This window comes from Kamptonema sp. PCC 6506, assembly GCF_000180455.1.
Lineage (GTDB): Bacteria > Cyanobacteriota > Cyanobacteriia > Cyanobacteriales > Microcoleaceae > Kamptonema > Kamptonema formosum.
The window spans coordinates 1-22,578 of sequence record NZ_CACA01000001.1; the positions used below are offsets into that span (position 1 = coordinate 1).

17 protein-coding genes are annotated in these 22,578 nt (G+C 44.2%); 12 read left to right on the plus strand and 5 right to left on the minus strand.

Features of this window, described 5'->3' with window-relative positions; translation table 11 throughout:
- Positions 1-61 precede the first annotated feature (61 nt).
- Positions 62-397 carry a hypothetical protein gene (locus OSCI_RS00005; protein ID WP_007352765.1) on the minus strand — a complete coding sequence of 112 codons (336 nt, stop codon included), beginning with the start codon at positions 395-397 and terminating at the stop codon, positions 62-64.
- A gap of 274 nt (positions 398-671) precedes the next feature.
- Here OSCI_RS00005 and OSCI_RS00010 point away from each other — a divergent pair, with 274 nt between their 5' ends.
- Both OSCI_RS00010 and OSCI_RS00015 read left to right on the plus strand, forming a co-directional pair.
- The gene (locus OSCI_RS00010) at positions 672-1,256 is read left to right on the plus strand and encodes a hypothetical protein (RefSeq protein WP_007352766.1); all 585 of its coding nucleotides are present in this window, start codon (positions 672-674) and stop codon (positions 1,254-1,256) included.
- 223 nt (positions 1,257-1,479) lie between these two features.
- Entirely contained in the window at positions 1,480-3,273 is a 1,794-nt protein-coding gene (locus OSCI_RS00015) for a bifunctional 3'-5' exonuclease/DNA polymerase (protein WP_007352767.1), read from the plus strand.
- Between the two features lie 22 nt (positions 3,274-3,295).
- Here the strand turns inward: OSCI_RS00015 and OSCI_RS00020 are convergent, their stop codons facing one another.
- The 3 genes from OSCI_RS00020 to OSCI_RS00030 all read right to left on the minus strand — a co-directional run bounded on the left by OSCI_RS00020 (position 3,296) and on the right by OSCI_RS00030 (position 11,765).
- Complete coding sequence (locus tag OSCI_RS00020; RefSeq protein WP_007352768.1) at positions 3,296-7,213, minus strand: helicase-related protein; 3,918 nt, start codon at positions 7,211-7,213, stop codon at positions 3,296-3,298.
- A complete protein-coding gene (locus OSCI_RS00025) occupies positions 7,213-10,404 on the minus strand; it encodes a hypothetical protein (protein WP_007352769.1) in 3,192 nt (1,063 codons plus the stop codon). Before OSCI_RS00025 ends, OSCI_RS00020 begins: the two co-directional genes overlap by 1 nt.
- A 257-nt stretch (positions 10,405-10,661) precedes the next feature.
- Entirely contained in the window at positions 10,662-11,765 is a 1,104-nt protein-coding gene (locus tag OSCI_RS00030; protein WP_007352770.1) for an AAA family ATPase, read from the minus strand.
- Between the two features lie 195 nt (positions 11,766-11,960).
- Here OSCI_RS00030 and OSCI_RS30505 point away from each other — a divergent pair, with 195 nt between their 5' ends.
- The 6 genes from OSCI_RS30505 to OSCI_RS00055 all read left to right on the plus strand — a co-directional run bounded on the left by OSCI_RS30505 (position 11,961) and on the right by OSCI_RS00055 (position 17,651).
- Entirely contained in the window at positions 11,961-12,692 is a 732-nt protein-coding gene (locus OSCI_RS30505) for a hypothetical protein (RefSeq protein WP_007352771.1), read from the plus strand.
- A gap of 296 nt (positions 12,693-12,988) precedes the next feature.
- Entirely contained in the window at positions 12,989-13,423 is a 435-nt protein-coding gene (locus OSCI_RS00040) for a hypothetical protein (protein ID WP_007352772.1), read from the plus strand.
- A gap of 445 nt (positions 13,424-13,868) precedes the next feature.
- Entirely contained in the window at positions 13,869-14,045 is a 177-nt protein-coding gene (locus OSCI_RS29405; RefSeq protein ID WP_007352774.1) for a hypothetical protein, read from the plus strand.
- Between the two features lie 348 nt (positions 14,046-14,393).
- Positions 14,394-15,848, plus strand: coding sequence for a 7-cyano-7-deazaguanine synthase (locus tag OSCI_RS00045; protein ID WP_007352775.1), 1,455 nt, complete (start codon positions 14,394-14,396; stop codon positions 15,846-15,848).
- Between the two features lie 11 nt (positions 15,849-15,859).
- Positions 15,860-17,059: an XRE family transcriptional regulator gene (locus tag OSCI_RS00050; protein WP_007352776.1), complete on the plus strand. Its 1,200-nt coding sequence runs from the start codon at positions 15,860-15,862 to the stop codon at positions 17,057-17,059.
- Positions 17,060-17,078: 19 nt separating this feature from the next.
- The gene (locus OSCI_RS00055) at positions 17,079-17,651 is read left to right on the plus strand and encodes a hypothetical protein (RefSeq protein ID WP_007352777.1); all 573 of its coding nucleotides are present in this window, start codon (positions 17,079-17,081) and stop codon (positions 17,649-17,651) included.
- 113 nt (positions 17,652-17,764) lie between these two features.
- Here the strand turns inward: OSCI_RS00055 and OSCI_RS00060 are convergent, their stop codons facing one another.
- On the minus strand, positions 17,765-19,312 hold the full coding sequence (locus OSCI_RS00060; RefSeq protein ID WP_234708670.1) for a hypothetical protein: 1,548 nt from the start codon (positions 19,310-19,312) through the stop codon (positions 17,765-17,767).
- A gap of 383 nt (positions 19,313-19,695) precedes the next feature.
- On the opposite strand from OSCI_RS00060, the gene OSCI_RS00065 reads away from it, so the two are divergent.
- The 4 genes from OSCI_RS00065 (at position 19,696) to OSCI_RS00075 (ending at position 22,389) form a co-directional block, all read left to right on the plus strand.
- Positions 19,696-20,322: a hypothetical protein gene (locus OSCI_RS00065; protein WP_007352779.1), complete on the plus strand. Its 627-nt coding sequence runs from the start codon at positions 19,696-19,698 to the stop codon at positions 20,320-20,322.
- Positions 20,323-20,359: 37 nt separating this feature from the next.
- Positions 20,360-20,488 (plus strand): hypothetical protein, encoded by a 129-nt coding sequence (locus OSCI_RS31800; protein ID WP_007352780.1) that lies wholly within the window; start codon positions 20,360-20,362, stop codon positions 20,486-20,488.
- A gap of 226 nt (positions 20,489-20,714) precedes the next feature.
- Complete coding sequence (locus tag OSCI_RS00070; protein WP_019488086.1) at positions 20,715-21,476, plus strand: ParA family protein; 762 nt, start codon at positions 20,715-20,717, stop codon at positions 21,474-21,476.
- Positions 21,466-22,389: a ParB/RepB/Spo0J family partition protein gene (locus tag OSCI_RS00075; protein ID WP_007352782.1), complete on the plus strand. Its 924-nt coding sequence runs from the start codon at positions 21,466-21,468 to the stop codon at positions 22,387-22,389. Before OSCI_RS00070 ends, OSCI_RS00075 begins: the two co-directional genes overlap by 11 nt.
- The last annotated feature ends 189 nt before the right edge of the window (positions 22,390-22,578 follow it).

A 22,578-nucleotide genomic window follows, 5' to 3' on the forward strand; every position in this document is an offset into this window, starting at 1 on the left:
ATTTATTGGTTAATGAAGTAGCCTACCGAGGCTTTACAGAGAGAAGCCTCGGCGCAAAGCATTACAGTTCTAAGTCATCGCCGTCGAAATGATAATTAGCCCTTTGATTTTGACAGGAATTAGAGTTATCTACTATTCCATCAAAATAAGGATTAGGGTTAGCAGCCGTCTCCGCCCAGGGGGTATCTGCTAAATTCAAATTGCCTTCAAAAACGTTCTCTCGGTAGCCATCAGCAAAGTAGTCAGGAGTACCATATCCCTCTGTTTGCTGACTGCTATAACCGTTGTTTCGATACCCGTTAAGGGAGGACTCGCACGGGTTACTTTCATAGCCGCTAGCATAGCCATCAGCCCTGTAACCTGGTTCAGTGCCATAGATATTGTTTGGCTCGTTCATAAATCCTGTAGCTACAAAGTAGTAAGAATCAACAATTCAGCGTAGCTAGGGATAACGAGTGGGGGTTTCATCCGATAGTCGTAATTAAACTACCGCCTATCGGCGGATATGTAAGGGCGATCGCCCTTACCTGAATTTTTAGTCGTGAACTTTCACGGCATCCAAAATGACGATCGCTATTTGGCTAGAGCAATTAGTAAAAGCATTGTTTGCCATGCAGCGTCCAAGGCTAGGGCAAACGCAAATAGTCCCAAAATAAAGCAGTAAAATTAAAATGAAAGATAGTTCATCGCTTGCAGAAATGCTATATGAGCGAATCCGAGAAGCTCCACCTTATTCCTGGTTTCCGTCTCCCCCAGAGCTAATTGAGCTTATGCTTGAAGAAGCTCAAATTGTTTCAGGAATGTACGCCTTAGAACCAACAGCCGGAGATGGCTTATTAGCGCAAGCTATGGTTAGAGCGGGTGCAATTGTTGATGTAATTGAGATTAACCCTCTGCTACAAGAACTCCTGTTCCAAAAAGGGTTTAATTTAGTTGGAAACGACTTTTTAACAACTGAACCCCAAAGGCGATATAGCAGAATCTTGGCAAATCCCCCATTTTCTACGCCCCACATCAAAGGAGTGGATTTAGATATTATACAACGTGCCTATAACCTTTTTCTAGCAAAATCTGGACGGCTGGTAAGTGTTGTTAGCAATTCCATGAATGTTCGAGCCGATCCGCGATCTCAATCATTTCGAGCTTTCCTTAAGCGCACGTCAGCTAAGTTAATTGAACTTCCCTTAGAGATATTTTGGGGAAGCGATCGCCCGGTGACTGTTGAGAGCTACCTAGTCGTAATAGACAAAAAGTAGATGATTGCTTCCCCACTATACCGTTTGGTTAGTGGGGACAGCACTTTATTGATAATTAGAAATTAACTCTCAATTTCTAAGTCTCAATCAAAGATAATCCCTTGAGACTTAGATAACTCTCTGATAAAACACAACAGATATCGCTGTGAAATATCCAGAAATATCTACGCTAGCACGGTCAATTTTATAACTAAAGCTATTACCTTAAAATCCCTCTCCTGTTATGAATAACTCCCTACCCAATACCCCAGCCCATGTGGTGCAATACGAGCTGATTGCGAACTCTTCCAAGCTCTCTGAGATTCTATCACCTTTGATGAAAGCTCGTGTTATAGGCATAGACACAGAAACTACTGGGCTAGATCCACTTACAGAACGCATCCGACTTATCCAAATAGCTGCTCCTCAGCACCCAGTGATAATTGTCGATCTAGCTGCTCTTGCTGACAGCGAATTATCGCCTTTAAAAGCACTTCTAAACAGCAGTGCGCTCAAAGTATTTCAAAATGGTAAGTTCGACTGGCAGGTACTAGAAATGGCTGGGCTTAGACCGTCTGGCCCATTTTTTGATGTGATGTTAGCGAGTCAGGTATTGCGTTCGGGACTGAAGAAAGACCACGATCTACAATCCCTTACCTTTGAATTTTTAGGAATAAAACTTGATAAGAGCTTACAGTCAAGCAATTTCGCAGGAAAACTATCAGCTTCTCAGTTAGAATACGCCGCTTTAGATGCTGCTGTCCTGCTGAAACTTAGAGCGCGGCTGCACTCAAAACTTCGGAGTGCTGGGTTACTAGAAACCGCCAAAATTGAATTTGCAGCGATGCCTGCTGTAGCCCAAATGGAACTAAATGGAATGTTACTGGATGTAGAACAGTGGCATTTGGTGGGTGAGGAACTGAAAGCTCAAAAGCAGGCTACGCTGGTGGAATTAGTGAAAGCCGGTCTTAAACCAGCCCCTAGCGCACAACTTTCGCTATTTCCAGATATGGTGGAAACCATAAATCCCCGCTCATCTGTACAAGTTTTAAGTGCTCTTCAGGCTCTCAATATTCCAATTAAGTCAACAAGCAAGAGCGAACTTATTCCTATAGCTCGCCAATATCCGGTTATCCAGTTGTTACTGAATTATCGAAAATTAGCATCTTTGTGCTCAAATTTTGCTGAGGCATTACCGAAACATATTCACCAGATCACGGGGAGAATTCATCCCAGTTATCGGCAATGTGGTGCGCGTTCTGGACGCTTTAGTTGTAAGCAGCCAAACCTGCAAAATGTTCCCAGAAATTGTACGGTAAAAGGAATGCGTGCCTGCTTTATTGCTCCTCCCGGATATCAAATTATTAAAGCAGATTACAGCCAAATCGAGCTAAGGATTGTCGCTGAAATATCTGGCGATGCAAAAATGTTAGATGCCTATGTTAAAGGTGAAGATTTGCATACTTTAACGGCTTCTTTGATTACGGGAAAACTATTAGAGGAGGTAACGACAGAGGATAGACGGATTGCTAAATCAGTTAATTTCGGATTAATTTATGGCATGGGTGCTGCTAAACTTCAAGCTTATGCTGAAGAAAAGTACGATGTTCTTTTAACTTTGGAGGAAGCTAAAGAGTTTAGAAAACGATTTTTCCAAGCTTATTCTGGAGTTAAAAGATGGCATGACAGCATCAGGAGAACTGTGTACGTCAAAGACATCAAGCAAATTCGTACAATTGGCGGACGTAGAAGACGGTGGGCAAAGAAACCCAGGCTTTCTGAGTTGCTAAATCACCCTGTTCAAGGAACTTCGGCTGATATGTTAAAAGTGGCGATCGCTCGTTTGTTCAAACTCCTACCCAAAACAGGAGCAAAGTTGATTGCTGTGGTACATGACGAGATTTTGTTAGAGTGTCCGCAAACAACTTTAAAAAGAACCAGTTGCATTCTAAAAAAAGTTATGGTGGAGGCTGGAGAGCTATATTTGCAGCAAGTTCCGGTTGAAGTGGAAGTAAAAATTGCTTCTTCTTGGGCTTGAATTTAATTAGAATTGAGAAGTTTTACTCGACTTCATCTTCAAGCAAGATAGTGTTGAGAAGATTCAGTTCGCTAGATGCCATAAAATAGCGATCGGCGAAAACGGTTTCTAATTGTGCAAATACTCGCCGGCCTGCCACAGCCACCCAAGGGAATGATTCATATTGTGCTATTACAGGCATCACTAAACCTTGAGGTGTTAGGGAGCGTCCTAGTGCATTCCTCCAAATTTCCGCGTCTTCTAATACCTGTTCGCCAATCCCATCCTCTAACTGCTCGCTCCAAAAATGGGGATAATCCAATGGTAGACCAATTACCATATTTTTTGTTTTGAAAGCCTGAATAGTTGAGTATTCAATGATGCTTTCCTGCTGTTCGCGAATCAATAACTTATGCAATTCTTTTGCCGGACGTTTGAGTTTTGGTGGAAACTTATTTCCTTCATAAATTTGTCGTAGTAATCCTAAAAGATGATTGCTATTTTCCTGAATATCCGTTCGCCATCCCTCAAAGCTGAATCGTTCCTCGGTTTTGCGATCGCTCCAGTCTTCCATCCAAAATGGTCCGATACAAGTTAAGCTCTCTGGAATCACCAACGCATCGTTTTCCAACGAGGGCAATAACCGACTTGAAGGACGAGAAACAGTCTTGATCATCGCTTCTAGGGTTTGATAATCTACATAAGACTTAGCATTTTTATCCGGTGCTAAACCTTGCAATTTGAAACGAGCAAAAATTTTTCTCGTTAGCTGCATTGCCTTACTGACAATTCCTTTAACATCTTCATGGTGAGGATCGTAAATAAAAACTCTAGCCTCATGCAAGAAACTCCAAACATCTTCAGACATCAAGCTCAATAATTCTGTGTCACCAACTGAACCAACTGGGACAAAGGCAATTCGCTGCCGCTTCAGTCCGGCATCCCCTTTGATGCGCGTGTAAATGGTAGAACGCAGCATCACGAGCAAAGTCAATAAATCGCTTGCCTGACGCAACCAGACTCTTTGACGATCGATATCTTCTTCTACAACGATAACATCGTTGATGAGCATAACTAACCGTCGATTTTTGTCATCTCCAGAAACTTTCTCTCTAGTTTCTGGATTTGTATATTTTCCCCGACCTCGATAAATCAGTTGTGCAATTTCCATCAAAGCGGCTTCAATATTGAAGCGGGGAATTGCCGCAATAATCCAATCGGTTTTAGGGAAAGAAATTCCTCTCGCCCCTGAAGAAGTCATCAGAAAAACTCGGATCTGATCGCGTCGTGGTTCCTGTACCAGTTCCAAGCGTTGATGCGGTGGCACGCTTTGATCCAAAACCGCTACCTGTTCGTTCTCGCATAGAGCATCTGTTCCCATTGTCAATTTCTCACGCAACTGACGGAGAAATCTTTTATCTTGGGCAAAGAAGATTAGCTGCTCTGCTCCTTGTTTTAACCCGTTTTGGATTTCTTGATAAGCATTCATCAAAAATTTGTCTTGTAGTTGTTCTCTAATCGCTTGTCGGATTCCCTGCTTTCTGCCATCACTGATTAACTCGGGTGTGACAAGTGAAAGGCGAATACTATAGTCAATGTTCAGTTTTGAAGCTGGATAGCTATTTGTCATTACGTGCAGTGTCGGGTATTTTTTGGGACCGACTTTTGTATAAGTACCCGTCACCCGAAATGCAGCTTCACCCTGACTTGCACTAATTAGCACTTTGTCAGGAGCGCGATTCCCTGAATTAAGAAAGTTATTGAGAACAATTTCATTGCTCAACGAGGCATCGGCAACAATCAGAACAACCTTAAAGGGCGATTGAGTTCCTTCAAATGGTTCAATAAATTGTTCGTGTAACCATTCGGCTAACTTATGAACAAAGGGCGCTCCTGCACCATCGCCAGCTAGTTCATCTACCATTACAATAATTGTAGGAATTTGCTTCGCAAAGGTCTGACGTTCATTTTTTCCCAAAGTCGTATGCGCTTTTTTTCTAAACAAATTACTGAGGGCATCGACTGTGGTTTTTTGATCGAGCAAACGATAGCCTTGAATCGCAGCAGTCATAACCAGACGATTCACCTGCGGATTAGCTTCTAGCAATCGTCGCGCCGCGCCTGCTAGGGTACGTAAGACACCCGGAGGTTGAGATGAGGCCATACTGTCCTCTCGTTCGGAAAGAGAATGTTTATAGCGGGTAGAGGCGACAACATTACAATCAATTTCGTGTTCCTCTTCGGGGGTCACGAAGACGGTACTGCAATCGGGATGATTGAGTTTTTCAATGCCATCAACAACAACAGCACCATCAATACGGCGATATTCCAATCCATGTTTCTCGATTTGTTGCTTGTACCATTTAGAAGCTGAAGCAATTAAATTAGCATTACTTGTTAGGGTCAATATACCAGTAGCATTACCGTTTTTTCTAGCGAGGTTTGCTGTTACATCTCGATTAATCACCACTCGCGGACTGACGTAAAGAAATAGGAATCCTTCAGACTGTTGAGTAAGAAAGTCTATAACAGCCGTAGTTTTACCAATTCCCGGATTTCCCTCTAAAGCAATTACATTTATTCTCCCCGATTGGGCAGCATTTAAACCTGCAACGACTGCGGCAGCATGAACTTTGCGTAATGGAATTTGTGCGTTTTGTTGACTCTGTATATCAAGGGCAAGTGCAAACTGGGACTGAGGATTTTCACCAAAAAACTCCTTCAGTTCTGCTGTTTCCTCAATGGCGGCGATCGCATCCTCCCGTAAAATCTCCTGCATCGGGCTATAAAATCCCTCTACGTTCTCCTGAAATAGGAAGTGAATATCTCCTCCCAATTCAGGTAGTTGAGCAATTTGCTTCGCTTGCTGCTTGAAATTAGGAGGTAGCGATCGCACCAACTTATTGAACACTACACGAATTTCTTGCTCTAGTTCGCCGGGGGCATCATCGCTCAGTTTGCGAACATTTCGATAGGCTTCCCCCAATGATTTCATCAATCTAGCTCTAGGGTCTGGTTCTGGCTCTCGATCGATGAAATGAGCTGTGAGGCTTTCAAACCCATTAGATGTTACTGCGATCGCTCTGGCACTACAAGTTCCCTTTAAGCGATCGCGCGATCGCAACAAGTGAATCAGGCGTTCAGTGTAAGATGATGCCTGACAGAGCTTGAACAAAGGTTTATCAGAACTACTAAATGCCGATAAATGACTCGCCAATTTGGACGAAAGCGAAAACTCCTCACCTTCTACCTCAGCACAAACCTTAGAAAAAACTCCCCGTGCATCCATATAGCGGGCATAGCGATTAATTTCTTGTTGGTGAGACGTTTCAGTTCTAAAGTCTGCCAAGTTTGCAGGTGCGTTATACGAGAACTCTAGACAGAGGATAAAGTGCTCGAATTTCTGACGTTTGTTTTCCTTTTGGGTCAGAAATCTTGCATATTTACTCGTTAAATTACCTTCTGTGTTCTCCTCAGTTGATAACCATAAGAGAAAATCGGCTCTAGCAGGTTCTCCTGTGTAAAGTAAAGCCCGATCTGGTTTTCCAGGTAGATTGAAAGCCGTTTGAAATGCCTTAGCTGTCTTTTCTTTCTCTTCATCTCTGCCAGATAGTTCCCCTGGAAGTGCCAGAGGACACCAAATTGCTTCCAGCTTTGCTTTACGAACAGGATTGTGCTTAAGGCATTCCCGCATCGCCGTCCAGCCTAAACCATAGCCCATTACTAGCAGATGACGCACCATCGTCCCTGCCCATTCTTTGGCATTCGTATCTGTTAGTTGAAAGCTTCTAACCAATTGATTGTTAATATCTGCATTCTTGAACGCTTGCCAAGGTTGGAGAACCGGATGATTATCCTGAAGCAATCCTTGATGAATCAGATGTAGTAGTACCCCGCGTTTGACGGCAATTTCAAACACCTGACCCCAAATAGATGCCTGACGAAGAAACGATAATTGCATTACTTCCTCCGGTGTAAAACTTGAGAAACATGACTGAGTAAGGCGGGGTAGCTGAGTAATACCCGTCCTTTCCGACGAGTGTGCAAAACTTCCACTTCTCCAGCCGCTTCAGTAGTGGTAGGTGATATCCAGCTAAATGGGTCTAGTACCGGGATCAGTTGTCCATTTTGGACCCCTCGTTCGGCTTCAATAAAATGCAATCCTCGCAGCACTGAAATTAAACAGGGATGAACGCTAGACTGCTGTTCTGGATTAACTAAATGCTGACGGCTACGTTCAGTCCAGTCAATATTGCTAACCCGCTGGTCAGATACTAGGAAATAAACGCAGAAACCCGACTGAGGACGCTGCGCTTCTTGAATTGCAAAAAGTGTGGCAAATGTATAAACCGGAATCACATCGCGCACGCGAACTTTTTCAACAGACATCAAAAAACTCGTATGGTCTCCAGCCCGTAAAATTTCAAAGGCGGCTTCATTAGAATTTCGCTTCCGTAATCTCGTAGCTGGAAATACATCCCGCTGCATTGTATAAATCGTCAAATCGGGGAAAGTTTGAAAGACTTCTTCAAGGAATTCTTTATGAGTTAAGGGAGAATTGTAATCTGCTGCCCGATTTATTCGACGACCGCCATAGGCATGAGACAATAAAATAATATGCTGGCATCCTTTGGCTTTTAGATAACCAATCTCTTCTTGCACCAGTCGTTGTTTTCTCAACCGTTCTGGAGAATCAACTACGTCTGACTGCATTCTATCCATCTTAAGTTTGTAACCTGAAAACGGTTGATTAATAGCTGTAGCAATGTAACTTTGAGTTAGAAAAAGATAGCCCTTTTCATCTTCGCTCAAACAATTTATCTCATCGCAGGGACGGGTTGCATAGGAAATTAAACCAATTTTCGGAACTGTTGGCGGAGTTGGTGTACTGATGGCAATGGGAAATGCACTCAACAAAGCGTTAAAAATGCCCCATTTAATATATTTGGAATTTTTACTCTCAAGATTTTGAAGAACAACCCCTTGCATTCGGATAGGAGTGTTTTCACTCAAAATTGCTTCAAGAGCTTGGGCTGCTGCATAAACATAGGAATCACCATTTCCTTCATCACTCTGTTTACCTATTTCTTGTAATCGCAGCATCAAAGTTGTAAACTCAACTGGCTCCAAATCACCAGATTGTTTCAAGCGTTGAATAACCCGCCATAAGCAGCAGTAAACTAACACTATAAATGCAGTAACTGCTGCTGCATGATACTGTTTACTTTCCTCAGCTCCTTTTTTATCTGCTCGTCGCTTCAAAGTTTTAACATCGTATTCAACTTGGAGAGCGGCTGGTAATATCCATCCTTCGATTGATTTTGTAGGTCTCGTAAATTTGTAGATCCATTTATTATCTTCTCCTTTATGAGAAGAAGTCGGAACCCAACAAATTTGAAGAATTTTCTGTGGCAATAAGCGCTGTACCTGAATTGAATGTGGAGGTCCTTTGGTTGCCAAATTATATTCAGAAAGTTCAGCACTCACCTTGACTGAGAATAGAAGCCCCTGCATTTCTGGTCGATCGCAAATTTCAATATATTTAAACCATTCCACCTGTTCGCGAGAACGTTGCTGGGGTCCCACAAGTAAATCTCGAACACCAGATTCTGCCCCTTCTAATCGCGACCACTCGATGATATCTCGGTTCACGCAGATGAATTGTTGGGAGGAACGATGCTGAACTTGAGAAATAATCTTTTGGCTTTTTGTGCGGAGTATGGAAATCAAAGCTGTTGCAATTAATTCCATTGAGGGGGCGCGTTTCTCTAAATCCTGTAGCACCTGACTAACAGAAGCCACGCCGCCAGTTTTTAGCGTTTTAAGGAGTTGCTGTACTGAATTCGATAGTGATTCTTTACTTAGCGATGCTTCATCCTCTTTTGGAACAACGACTGCTAAAAATATAAGTTCAGCTAACCGACGACAAGGATGAGGTGAAACTTCATTATCGCCAATTAATTCTGCTCTGATTTGATCGAGTCGCCCCTCAAAAGCAGGTTTGCCCAATTCAGGATTTTGTCCGTTGACTCGAAAGCGATAGCTGACCTCCCGAATAACGCCATAACTGGAACTGGTTGCTGCTTGATTTCTCACTTTTTCCTCAAAAATTTGGGTTTTCCATTCAGCCCAAACCGGAAGACAGGAATAGAAGATTGCTTTGCTCAAGTAATCTAGCAAGTCGAATTCAGCAGCATTGCCGAAATGAGCGGTTAAATCGACGGTGTAACTGGTTTCTTTGGCAGATTCAAATAGAGTAAGTACCCGATTGACGTATTCTGCTAATAGTTGATATTCCGGTTTATTAAGCATCTGGGCATTTTCTGCGATCGCTTCCATAATCTGGAAGGTAATTGTTAGGCGAACGCGGGCTAATGCTTCATCATCTAAAAAGTTCAAAAAACGATTGATTTGGCTATCCTCTCTTTCCTGTTCCGCAGCTAGACTATCAAGAGCTGATTCAATGTCATCTTCATCACAGTCACGCTGAACAAGATGCTGGCTGACTGCCTTGCACATTTGTTCAAAATAATCAATAGCCTCAACTCGTTCAATTGCTGATATTACTTTGGCTACAGTTGTGGAAGAATTATCCGGCTTAACATCTGCGGATTGAAATTCTAGGGGGATAAGATTAGCTGTGTTGGCTTGATTTTTGAAAGGAGTACCCGCTGCTTGTGCCAGTTGATTGATTTGCTGAATGGGTTGCTCTAACAGCAGTGAAGATAAAGAGGCTTCTTGGGGTAAAGCAGTATCGATTGCCTGGTCTATCGCAGCGATTAATCGGTCAAGGGCAGCAGGCAACTTCGCTGCATTGCCTTCAGTCAAACAGCCTCCTATGCGAGAGCGAGTGCCGTATGCGGGCATTGGCAAGTTCTGAATAAACCCATCGCCTTTAGTTGGATTGAAAGCTTTTGTGAATTCCGGCTGTGAAAATAACCGGAGAAGAACGGCTGAAGTACAAAGTCTGAGGCGTTTGTCTTTTAGCTGAAAAATCAATGCTGGCTTGTATTTGGGGTCTTTGTTGTCAGCATTTTCCGTCAGGTTGTTTGGTGAAAGTGCTTTAGCAATTAGATCTACGAGCGTAGCCAGATCAATAGAAGACTTGGGCGCTCGTGCCTGAATTTCGGCACCGCTTTCTTTTGAGTGCATATTAGTTTTGTCTTTATATACCAGTCTTTTGACTGCTTCACCTATTCGAGCTTTACAGTCCGAACCGATGGAACCTATTCACTTAATAACTTAAGAGTAGGCAATCTGTCAACCTAATTCACTATCACGGCTGTAACGCTTCTCTGAAAAGGCTTTCGCCAGCATGGATGAAAGCGATTGCGGACACATTGTGGCTATCATAGGAAAGTCTTGCTTGCAGTAAGTGAGTTAGTTAAGAACTCTATTCCTCTTGGACACTAACCAAACAATTCCTGTAACGGAATAGAAAATCGCGATCGATCCGGCCCACTAGCCGATCTAGCATAAGTCGCTTGATTGCGAATCGCTAAAATCTGCTCCTCATCCCGCTGCATCGACGGCGTAAACTGATAACGCTGTTGCCGCAAATCCTGCAAAGTCACCTTCAATTCATCGGGCTGTTTCCCTTGTACCCGATCGCGATAGTAAATTTCCTCAGCACATTTTCTCACAGCATTACCGACTTCTGCGGGCGTACAAAGCCTGTAATCCCTCAACAAAATTCGCCATTCATCATCCGTCCAAGGCGACTCAGAAGCATTACGAAACTCAGGAAAATATTTTTTCAGATGAAGATTGAAAATCTCATACATCGCCCCTTCGTGAGGCAAATCTACAAAGAAAATATCATCAAAGCGACGAATTAATTCCGGTGGTAACATCCCCAAACGGTTAACTGTCGCCACGATATAAATTGGGTATTGATGCTCTTGCATCCACGTTAAAAGCTTCCCCGATAAGCGCCTAGAAACACCGCCATCTGCATTGGAATTCCATCCTGCAAAGCCTTTATCAAAATCATCCCAATAGAGAATTGTAGGACTTAAAGCCTGAGTCAGTTCCAGCAGTTCGCGCAAAGCTAAATCTGGTTTGGAAGAACCGACAATCGAACCCCAATCAGCCGCCAACAGCGGTACTCCCATCTTCTTAGCTGCAAGTTTAGCACTCAGACTTTTACCCGTACCCGGCGGCCCCCAGAGAATCATTCCTTTGGGAAATTTCAATCCGTATTTCTCTGCTTCTGGACTCAACAACGAAGCCACCTTTGACAGCGACTCGTCTAGCAAGTCTAAACCGCCTGCATCCGGCACATCTGCCTCGGCAATAAACTCTAGGCCTCGCCCCCGCAACTTATTAACCTTATGGTCGAGCACAAACCGCGCCATTTCCTCTACAGTCGAAGCAAAAGCTAGCGATCGCTCTAAAATTAACTCGATCTCACCTTGGGGCAATCCCTGACAAGCTCGAACCACTTCTGCTTGCAATATCTCGTCACTTTTGTCACCAAGCCCAGGATGGCGATCGCAAAACAACTCTACCACCCTTTGCGTTGCAACACGAGACGGTAACTGAATTGATATAATTACTTATCTCCGCTGATTCCCCAAAATTACACATACATCAATTTATGATTTTAATAGCAGTAACTATACTTAAAAACTATTATAAAATTAGTGTAATTTGAGAGCGCCTAACGGCGCTGTTAGCCGTGAATTAGTTTAATAAAATCAAACTTCATGGCTACAACAACAGCTAAAAACCATAACTCTCGCTCATCCAACGGAGCGGGGACTTTGAATGGCAAAAGCAATGGTGGTACTTCGGCAACGCTCAACAACCATGCTGCTAAGTTAAAAAGTCCAGCGACAGCTACCCAATCGCAGGTTAGCCGTCGTCCAGTAGCAACAGTAGAAGAGCAAGCCGAGGCACTTCTAGGCCGCGTGCGAACTACCATTCTGAAAAAGTTTGGAGTCAAAATTCAACTGCGCGAAAAACGCCTCCAAACTAAGGTGGGTCACGCTACCAAAGAAAAACTTGGTTTGGATATTGCTGCTCAGTTGAAAAAACGTGGCAAAACGATGAACTGGCAGCGTTGGAATAATGAAGTGTTTCCAGCTTTATTCGGTCAACCTGATGCACTGCGCCACGACATCGAAGTCATTGCTCTTGTAATGGCCAAACTGTACGACGTTTTCGAGGTTGACCCGCAAGAAGCAATTAAAGGTCTTGTCAAATTCAATCAAGAATCGCTTGCTAAGCGCAACAGCTATAACAAGCAGGATGAATCCGATGATGAAGATGAGGATGTGGATGACTTGGAAGATGAACTTGATGCTGATGAAGATGAGGAAACAGATAAATCTGAAAAAGACTTGGACGAAGACAGCGAAGATGATTTCGATACCGAGGAAGAAGATGAAGAAGATGATGCTGATGAAGATGAGGACGAAGATGAAGATTTAGAGTAATCTTTCACTATCGCTCAAATTTTACAGCTTTCTTCACCATCGCTATTGTCGAATATGTAAAACTCTGCTCTCCCTAAAAACGGTAGAGTAGAGTTTTTATTTTCTTCATATTGTTAATATTTTAAACCACGATCGACTTTAATACGAATATTTAAACTTTTAATTTATTTGAATTTAATTAATTTTAAACACAGCAATTAATGCTTTTGAGAAAATTCAAGCCCAATAATTAAACTTAAAGAGGCAGCGATTGCTGCTGTGTATATGAACAAACTTGAATTTAGGAAATTTGAGAAATGAGAGTCACTGAAAAAGTTCAAAAGACTAATGCAGCCAATACCGCTAAAGCTCATAAAACTCAGATAAAAGCGCTCGACAAGTGCATTAGTTACAACGATAAACTTCGCCTAATGGTACTAGAAGTTTTGAGAGAAGAATCAGGTCGAGAACTGGCAAGCGTTGCTCGCTTTAACGGCGGTCAATTTGATTGGGAGACACATAATGCCCAATTTCGCGCTGACTACAGCGAGACACCTTTAAAGGAATTGATGCGTGCTGGTCGCATCCTATACGGATTGACCGACATGGATGCAATCCGCGATCGCCGTGCCAAGCATCGGGGCATTCGCAATCAACGGCTCGCCCGTCAGAGCAGCGGAGTCGCTTCAAGCTCGCAAAGTGTGCATGAAGAAGTGGATGTTGCTGACGACGACATTGATGATTTGGATTGAGTCGCTTGAGCAACTAAGAATATCAAAAATTGCCTGTTAAGGGCAACTTCCCTACTCCTCATTTTAGGAGTGGGGAAGCTTATTGCCACCCACCCACCCTTGAATTGAGAGCTATTTTATTTTGTTAGAGCTATATTCGACCTGGATGTGAATTTTAGGCAGCTAAAAAAGGAGGAAAAAAGAGGAGAAAACAGCACAGTTATTACTCATTACACCTCGTAATTCCTACTTTTAGCTTTCGCAATGGGTATAAATGCTTATCTTTTTTGTAAAGAATTGTTGCTTTTGACGCGATTTTTTGTATTTTAGACCCTTCTAAATCCTCTTCAATCCTCGTAGTTAGTGCGCTAGTCGCATAGCAAGCCATGTCAAATAGACGTTATAGGGGGGTAAAAATCAGCAATTTAGGATTTTTATGGTTTTTGCAAGACTGCGATGAAAACTGTTGGAAATTGGAGTTAGCGATCGCACACGACAACAGCCAAGACTAGAAAGTTATGGGGCAGTTTGGACTTCGACAGAACTGTGCGATCGCTTGCGTGAGTCGATATTGAAGCCAGGAGTAAGCCTGTTAGTGTACAGGATAGCCTTGGGTACGATGGAGCGAAGCATCGCCAATTGAACCTTAGAATAAAACAGCCCTACTCACCCAGTCGGGGCTGACGTTTCCCTCAATCCTGCCCGCTGCTCCAACAATGGAATGCACTGCCCTGGCTTGAGATACTTGCTGTGTTTGCTTTCTTTAAAACACCGGGTTATCTGGTAAGGTTGTCCCTCGTAGCGAGCGAGCGCTGTGGCTTTCTGCTCAGCATTTGTCCACTACCGACCAATACCTGACATTTAGAGTTCATATTTGAAATTAATACTTGACATTGTCAGATAGGCGAGCTAACTTTACCATAGTAAGCAAACTCCGAGGTTGAGAGGTCAGACTATGCCTGAAAGAAATAGACCTTAATGAGGATCTGCTATGAACTACGAACCTTCAATTGAACAGAACTTTCACGACAGCGATCGCAGAGTTTACACTTTGCACTTTGAACCTGTGGTGAATAGTAATGGGTCTGTACACTTTATAGATCACTCTCAGGGCAAAGAGCTAAGTGTTGGCATTAACGTGGATGATGAAGAGTTCCAATACCGAGTCAAAGCAGATTTCCCATCTGTTATTGCTGACCTCATTGACCTTGCTGTCGCAATCCATGCAGCAGACCGGCTTGCGGGTCAGGATCTGCATCGGGAGCAACGTTGCCTTTATGTGATACTTCCAGTACGTCATCCAGAATTACTGAGCGCCGAACCGTTCCGAATAAAACTAGAAGAACTACTAGAATGGACAACAGGGAGCGAATGGGTTTTTGACTTCCAAAAACGAATAGTGCCGGGACGTTCGGTTGAGCAGCACTCAGCTATTCCAACAGTACCCAGAGGATGTGAAGTGGCACTGTGGAGTGGTGGCCTTGATGCCCTTGCAGGTCTGTACACTCGTCTTCAGATGTATCCAGAAAAGTCGTTCGTGCTGTTTGGTACTGGGAGCAGCAATACTGTCTATGCCCGCCAGGAACGAGTAGCGAAAAAGGTTCAGTCTATCTTCCCTGGTCGTTGTCATCTTTTCCGCGTCCCGATCCGCTTCCACGATAGTGATGTGCAGCAGAAAAATAAGTGTTCGCGTGCGCGAGGTGTTGTATTCACTCTGCTTGGTGCTGCGTGTGCGTACCTCATGGAACAGCGAATTCTCTGCGTGTACGAGAACGGAATTGGGGCGATAAACCTTCCTTACCGTGCATCTGCTGTGGGGCTAGATCACTCCCGCTCTGTTCATCCACTGACTTTGCTTATGGTAGGCGATGTTGTATCAGAGCTTTTAGGAGAAGAATTCTGCGTACAAAACCCTTTTCTCTTCTGGACTAAAGCTCAAATGTGTAAAGCATTGGCTAAAGACAGGAGACACGACTTGCCGTCCCTAACTATGTCATGCGACAGCCCACATCGCCAGCGACCTGTTCAGTGTGGTTACTGCTCCTCTTGTCTTCTGAGGCGACAAGCGCTTGCCGCGGCTGACATCAAAGACAAAACTCGCTACGTAGTGTTGCACGGAAAACGTTCAGTAAAAGAGCCGAGCTTGTATTTTCTCAATATGCTTGAGCAAGTCCGTACCTTCCGCCGCCTGCCCAGGTTCTCAGATGAACCTGGTCTTCAGTGGGAAGCTATGACGCGAGAGTTTTCAGTATTGGACGACATCGTTGATCGAAGCGCTGTGGCAGAAAACCTATTGCCTGCCGATATGCGGAGCCGCCTGATTCAGCTTTACCATACCTACGTTTCGGAATGGGAGGCTGTGGAATCCAAAATTGCGGCTGGACTCTTGAATAAATGCAGCGACCAGCAGATATCAGGCAGCTTGGTTGCCGCTCAACAGGGTTGAGGGAAAACGCTATGGCTACCAATATCCTTGACAACATTGACCTGCGGAAGTTGGGGGAATTCCTCGAACAGGCACGTAAAAAGTGCGGCATGACTCAAGCTGATGCAGCTAAAGTTATTGATGCTGCACGCACAACTATGGTTGCTATCGAGAAAGGAGATCGCCGTCTTAAAGCAACCGAATTGATTAAGCTCGCCCATGCCTATGGACGCTCGGTCAGCGACTTTGTTCGACCGCGCCCCGTGGTGCAACCTTTTGACGTGCAGTTCCGGGCTGCCTATCAACGCAGTGAGGAGGAAGAGGCACAAATTAAACCAGTCATTCTGCGATTGGAAGAGTTGTGCCAACATTACTTAGAACTTGAGGAAATAATGGAAGCACCACTCCCACAGATTTATCCTCAAGAGTATGAGGTGACTGGTATGCCGATCGAGGTGGCGGCGGAGAGTATTGCGATCGCAGAACGTCAGCGCCTTGGGCTTGGAGATGGTCCCATTCCTCTACTGCGAGACATTTTAGAACAGGGCGTGGGACTCCGCATCTTCTATCTGAAAATGCCATCTAAATATTCGGGACTATACAGCTACAATGACCAACTTGGTGGGTGTATAGCAATTAATTCTGAACATTTTGAAGAGCGACGGCGTTGGTCGTTAGCTCATGAATATCTTCACTTTCTTACCCATCGACGCAAACCGACAATTGACTATGAAGAGCAGTACCGAAGGAAACCAGAGAGCGAACGACTAGGTGACACCTTTCCCGGCTATTTTCTGATGCCAACAAGTGGCTTGCTTAAGCGGTTCAACGATATGTACCAGACGCATGGTAAGTTCACTCCTACTAATTTATTTACTTTGGCGCATTACTACGGTGTATCCATACAAGCACTCGTCAATCGGTTAGAAACAATGAAGCTTCTACCATCTGGAACGTGGGAACAGTTGCGCGACCGTGGGTTGAAAGTGAGAAAAGTACAGCAGGAACTTGGCTTAGAAGAAATTCCGCAACGCACTGATATGGTTCCAATTCACTACCAACACCTTGCAATTGAGGCACTAGATCAGGGTCTCATTACTGAAGGGCGCTTTGCGGATTTCCTCAGCGTTAACCGCTTGGAGGCCCGCCGCATTGCAAATGTGTTGCGGGAGCATTCAAGCGGAATGACAGAGGAAGCTGCTCATTTCGACTTGCGCCAACCGCAGGAATAAAGGGAAGTGAGGTCAAATTATGCACATTGCTCACTCCCATGTTATTCTCGATGCCTGCTGTATTCTCAACTTTTGCACTTCGGGTCAATTGCTAGCAATCTTGAAGTCTATTCCTGCTCAAGTTGCAGTCACCCAAGTTGTGCAAAAAGACGAGTTAAAGACACTCCAACGCCTTGAAAATGAAGAAAACGAGGGTGCAATTCAATTCGAGGCTGCCATTGCACAAGGTCTACTTATAGTTGTAGACTTTGATTCAGAAGAGGAGGCAGAATCGTTTGTGAACTACGCCACTGTTCTAGATGATGGTGAGTCCGCAACCGATGCGATCGCTGTTCACCGAGGATGGGCGATCGCAACCGACGATAAGAAAGCAATCTCGTTTATTAAACGCGAGGCCTCGCACCTTCAAATTTTATCAACATCAGAGATAATCAAGCATTGGTCAGAGGAAGTAGGTGTTGATTCGTCAGCACTACGTGAAGCGCTAAAAGCAATTCGGGTCAAGGGGCGGTATTTACCGCCTAAAAACCATCCTCTGCGAAGTTGGTGGGAAGCTGCTTCAACCGATGTCGATAGACGAGACGTACCATAGTTTCTTACAAACTTCAGGGGGCGACAACGAGAAAGTAACTCTCGCCAGTTCGATAAGGGTATCTTTAGTTAAATTTTTGAACCCTGTTCCTGAAAATTTATATTTCCAGCGATTCAGCGCCCTAAACCACTAGCACTATCTGGTTCCGCTCGCTCCCAATCCCTACCCCTCGCCTCTATCCGATCTAGCTCCTCTGCCACCACTGCCCAAAAATCAATATCTTCAGAGGAAATACCCTGAGCTAAAACCAAAGTTTCTCCGCGAACTTTGATTAACTCCCCTCGGACAGAAACAGTCAGAGAAGACACCGAAACCCCCTCCGACTCTCTCACTATCAAATCGTACAAATCTCCTACCCGAACGCGAGTGTACTCATCAGTCTCTTGCACGCGATCGCGTGCATAATTGATTAAATACTCAAAAGCTCTTTGAGCCGTTGGTAGAATAGACTCAGCCATTTTTACCTGCTGAATATCCATTGTGGCTGCTGGCTGTACTGAATCAGCATTCAAATCGCCCCCTGGCGGGTTCAGAATTATCGGCTTTAAGTTACCCAAAACCTCTGAGTTTTCTTTAACAGTTGCACCCAAAACCTCTGCATCGCCATAAGATAAAGCGCTTTGCACTTCACCCTCTACTGTAATCCGCAGCACAATGTGGCTGTCTCGATCTGAAATCACCCTAATTGCTTCACCCGACTCTAAAAATGCTGTCCAATCTTCTATAACCTTGCATTTCCGCAGCTTCAACTGTTGATAGCCATCTAATAAAGCCCTAGATAGCAAATTCTCTAGCTCTAAGCGCTCTTCTTCTTCTAGCTTTACTACCTCTTCTGTAAACTGTTCTCGGACTCCCTCTTCACTTTCATTCTGGTCTTTCAAAAGAGCCAAATTGCTTAAAGCAAGAGGTACGATTAGTTCGCTAGAATCAGAGCGATCGCTCTTTAAATCTTGCGCCTGTATTTCAGTATCTAAAGTCCCCGCTTCTGTCGATCGCGAATCAGCTTCATCCCCCTCTCCTTCACCAACCAATGTCCCAACTTGATTGTCACCATCCACTTGTGACAGCCAAACCAGCAAATTTTGTTTTGGTTGCCCATCTTGCCTCTTTAAGGAGGATAAGCCTTTAAGTTCAAGAACTCGGCGTTCCCAATCTTTGCTTAATTCGATGAAATTGGCGGCATTAGTTTTTACCAGACTGATTTGAGCATAGGCATATTTCTCACCTGCCAAAGACAGGGCAAAATCAATAGCAGCGAGGCAGCCGTGATAGAAATCTTGAGTCTCGCCGATGCAGACACAATCTTTTATAGCCGGTTCGCAATCGATTTCTCTTCCAATTTGTCTGAGTTGAGAAATGGATTTAACAGGCAACCTAGAAATGGATAGCTTACAGTCGCCTGCTGCTGAACTCGAACTTAGAGATTGTTGGGGTGAGTCATCTTCATTGATAAAAGTTGCTATTTTAGCTTCTAAAAGGCTAAGTGTTTGTACCCCGCCTTCTTCATCTATTAACTTAACTGCCCCATCCAATCCCGCCAGCAATCCCTGATAAAAATCTTGGGTTTCTCCAGCTATTGCTCGGTCAGTTGCTATCTTCTCAAAAAAAGCTAACCCTATTTGTTTCAGCCTCAAAATATACTCAGGAGAAAATCTCTGCATCGTCCCTAAAAACATAAGCCTGCCGCCACTTAAAAGTACGTCTATCTTTTAGCAATCAACCTATCATGCACTCTTGTCATTCTCAGTACACCCTCAGTTGTAAATAACTTTAGTTCTCAAGGCACAGAACATTAAAGCCGTACTTGTTGTATCAAAAAGTAGTCGAACAAACGCCTATTGCTATAGCTAGCTGGAATTAGAACAAACAACCACCAATCGGACGATAGTTTTTGCATCTGAATCGCGTTTGAATAGTCCGCCAGAGTAATTTTGCCAATGACTTTTGAGGTGGGAAATTAGGAAGGACGGCGGATTGAGTTTACCGCCTTTAGCTTTTAGCTTAAATCAGTAACTTTTACTGTTAATCGGAGAACGCCGTTCCCATGCAATTTAACCATCAACAGAGTTCTCGACAGCCTATACCCGCAGATCCCCTGCGGCATAGCAGGAGGCACATACTAGCGTCCATCCTATTGCTACTAGATAGCGATCGCGCCCTTGCCGATTGGTCTCTTCCCCAACTACCTCACGTATCAGGATTTACCTACAAAGGAAATCGCTTTCTCGTAGCTACGATTAAAGAGGTTGAGCAGATAGTTTGGGGATGGATCGAGAATAATTTATGGGCAGTAAGCAATACTGACGAAGATATTAACTTGCTGCTTCAGCACTTGCAAATTTCCCCATCTCTAATTGAAGCACTCAATGGACAAGCTACTCTCAATTATCTTCGGACTGTTCATCCTAGAAAATTCTCCAAGCTTTTATCTCCTGCCATAGCCAATCCCACGCAATTCGTACAAGCTTTATTTGAGAACCGTAGCCGACCGGGATTGGTTAAACGCGCCATTTGTGAGTCTGCCCAGTTCTCGCCTCTAGCTTGGACAGAAGTGGAACGGGCTGGATATCTCATTTACTGCATTGTTAATCAACCAGAGGTTCTTCCTGGCTCCATCAAACTAACAATCAAGTATCCTTATCCCTACAATCCCATCAAAAAGCGAGCTTAGGATTCTTTACAGAACTGGCAGAAAATTAGGCTCTTAAGTGGATAATTCTCGCCCTCCTGAAGGATTCGACGGTGAGTTGAGCCAAACTGCGCTCACCGTCGAAGTCTTAGCCGAATGGGGTGGGTTTGCGGCGCGGTTAAATTCTATGACTCTTGCCAATTGCTAAACCTGGGGAAAAATAAAAAAATCCCTAATGCGCCTTAAAAAATATCACCTTGATATGAGAGTATAACTATAAGTTTTTCTACAAGACGGTCAGAGGATAGGGTTTATGCAAAAAGTGCAGATATCCCCAGACTTCAACAAGAGTGCAAATATGCTTACAGTTTTAACCGCCACATCCTCTTGCACGCAGGATGGAACTATGGCGGCACGCTACAGGAGCACAAGTTATGACAAAGATCATCTCGCTATTCAACCAAGCCGGCGGTGTGGGGAAAACCACAATCACGCTCAATCTTGGCTACCAATTATCTAAGCGCGGTCGCAAAGTTCTGCTCATCGATATCGATCCTCAAGGTTCCCTGACGCTCTTCATGGGCGTTGACTCTCAGAACTTGGATAAAACTGTGTTTGATGCCATTGTCAATGAAGAGCCTCTGCCCATCCACACGGGTATTCACGGCATGGATTTGGCTCCTACAAACATCAACCTTAGCGCCGCTGAAATTCAATTGGTTAACATGGATTTTCGGGAAATTCGCCTCAAAGATGCGATCGCCCCCATTCAAGACAACTACGAATTTATCCTCATAGATTGCCCTCCCAGTTTAGGCTTGCTCAGCTACATCAGCCTGATCGCCGCTACTCACGTCTTAGTCCCCGTTGAGACTCACTACAAAGCCTTTGAGGGCACCAACCTGTTGTTACAAACAGTAGCCAGAATCAAGAAGAAGGGGAACCGTTCTTTACAGGTAGCTGGTTTTGTTCCCTCGCGCTACGCGGCTGCCAACTCTCAGGACAAGCGGACTCTCAAAGCCATAAACGAGCAGTTTTCGACCGTCGCCCCCGTTTACACTCCCATTCCCCGCATAACTGCGTTCGCGGATGCTTCGGAGAAACAAGTCCCGCTTGCTGTTTACGAACCTAAAAATCCCGTTGTCAAAATATTAGACCAATTAGCAGCCAAGATGGAGAAACTCAATGTCAAGTAAGAATGACCAACCCTATAAAGGTAAGGCAAATTTGAGCGTTTTATTTGGAGATGATGAAGTGGTAGAACCAACAGAGAGACTTCTATCGATTGAATCGATCCAGATTGCCTCCTCTCAACCCCGGCGATACTTTGACTCCCAAGCAATGCAGGCTTTGGTTGAGTCAGTAAAAACTGACGGAATTCTCCAACCTTTATTAGTTCGTCCCTTGGGAGAGGAAAAATACGAGCTAGTCGCAGGCGAAAGGCGGTATCGGGCAGCTAGAGAACTAGGATTAACAGAAGTCCCTGTTATCGTTCGGGATTTGACAGAACAACAAGCTTTGCGCGTCGCCTTAGTTGAGAACCTCCAGCGGGAAGACCTCAACCCAGTTGAAGAAACAGAGGGGATTTTGCAACTGCTCTCCCATCACCTTGAATACGATCGAGAAGAGGTGATACACCTGCTCTACCGGATGCAAAATGACGTGCAGAGGATGAATGATAACGTTATCATTCATCCTGAAATGCAAATAGTTACCAAGGTTTTTAGCGAATTGGGGCGGATGTCATGGGAGTCTTTCGTCAGCAACAGACTAGGATTGCTGAAGCTGCCAGCAGACATTCAAGAAGCCCTGCGCCGGGGTCAGATCGAGTACACTAAGGCGCGAGCGATCGCCAAAGTTAAAGATGAGCCAGCCAGAACGTTGCTTCTGGAATCTGCGATCGCGGAAGGTCTATCTTTAACTCAAATTAAAGAACGCATCGCAGATTTAAAGACAGATACTTCGGTAGAAAAACCCGAAGAAAATCTGAAAACCCAAATTAAGGGAGCTTTAACAAAAGCGAACAAGTCAAAAGTTTGGAACGATCCAAAGAAGCAGAAACGCCTCCAAAAAATTCTCACAGAGCTAGAATCCCTCTTAGCAGATTAGGAAAAATTTAGCGCTGCCGCATTCCAGCTAGTCGCTACAACCCGAGTTGAGAGAAAAAGTTCAGCCCAAAAAAGTGATAATTCTATTCAAAGGCAGAAGCGCTTGACACTTATTCTGAATTAAAGCTCCGCATTCTAGCTTCTGCCTTAAATCAGAAATTAGCTTGGCAGCAGTGAAGGAAAAATCAGC

Bases quoted from the DNA above. Each gene is read 5' to 3' on its own strand.
- OSCI_RS00005 (WP_007352765.1), bottom strand. From the start codon at position 397: ATGAACGAGCCAAACAATATCTATGGCACTGAACCAGGTTACAGGGCT.
- OSCI_RS00065 (WP_007352779.1), top strand. From the start codon at position 19,696: ATGCAATTTAACCATCAACAGAGTTCTCGACAGCCTATACCCGCAGAT.
- OSCI_RS30505 (WP_007352771.1), top strand. From the start codon at position 11,961: ATGGCTACAACAACAGCTAAAAACCATAACTCTCGCTCATCCAACGGA.
- OSCI_RS00060 (WP_234708670.1), bottom strand. From the start codon at position 19,312: ATGCAGAGATTTTCTCCTGAGTATATTTTGAGGCTGAAACAAATAGGG.
- OSCI_RS00075 (WP_007352782.1), top strand. From the start codon at position 21,466: ATGTCAAGTAAGAATGACCAACCCTATAAAGGTAAGGCAAATTTGAGC.
- OSCI_RS00015 (WP_007352767.1), top strand. From the start codon at position 1,480: ATGAATAACTCCCTACCCAATACCCCAGCCCATGTGGTGCAATACGAG.
- OSCI_RS00020 (WP_007352768.1), bottom strand. From the start codon at position 7,213: ATGCAATTATCGTTTCTTCGTCAGGCATCTATTTGGGGTCAGGTGTTT.
- OSCI_RS00040 (WP_007352772.1), top strand. From the start codon at position 12,989: ATGAGAGTCACTGAAAAAGTTCAAAAGACTAATGCAGCCAATACCGCT.
- OSCI_RS00025 (WP_007352769.1), bottom strand. From the start codon at position 10,404: ATGCACTCAAAAGAAAGCGGTGCCGAAATTCAGGCACGAGCGCCCAAG.
- OSCI_RS00070 (WP_019488086.1), top strand. From the start codon at position 20,715: ATGACAAAGATCATCTCGCTATTCAACCAAGCCGGCGGTGTGGGGAAA.
- OSCI_RS00010 (WP_007352766.1), top strand. From the start codon at position 672: ATGAAAGATAGTTCATCGCTTGCAGAAATGCTATATGAGCGAATCCGA.
- OSCI_RS00045 (WP_007352775.1), top strand. From the start codon at position 14,394: ATGAACTACGAACCTTCAATTGAACAGAACTTTCACGACAGCGATCGC.
- OSCI_RS00055 (WP_007352777.1), top strand. From the start codon at position 17,079: ATGCACATTGCTCACTCCCATGTTATTCTCGATGCCTGCTGTATTCTC.
- OSCI_RS00050 (WP_007352776.1), top strand. From the start codon at position 15,860: ATGGCTACCAATATCCTTGACAACATTGACCTGCGGAAGTTGGGGGAA.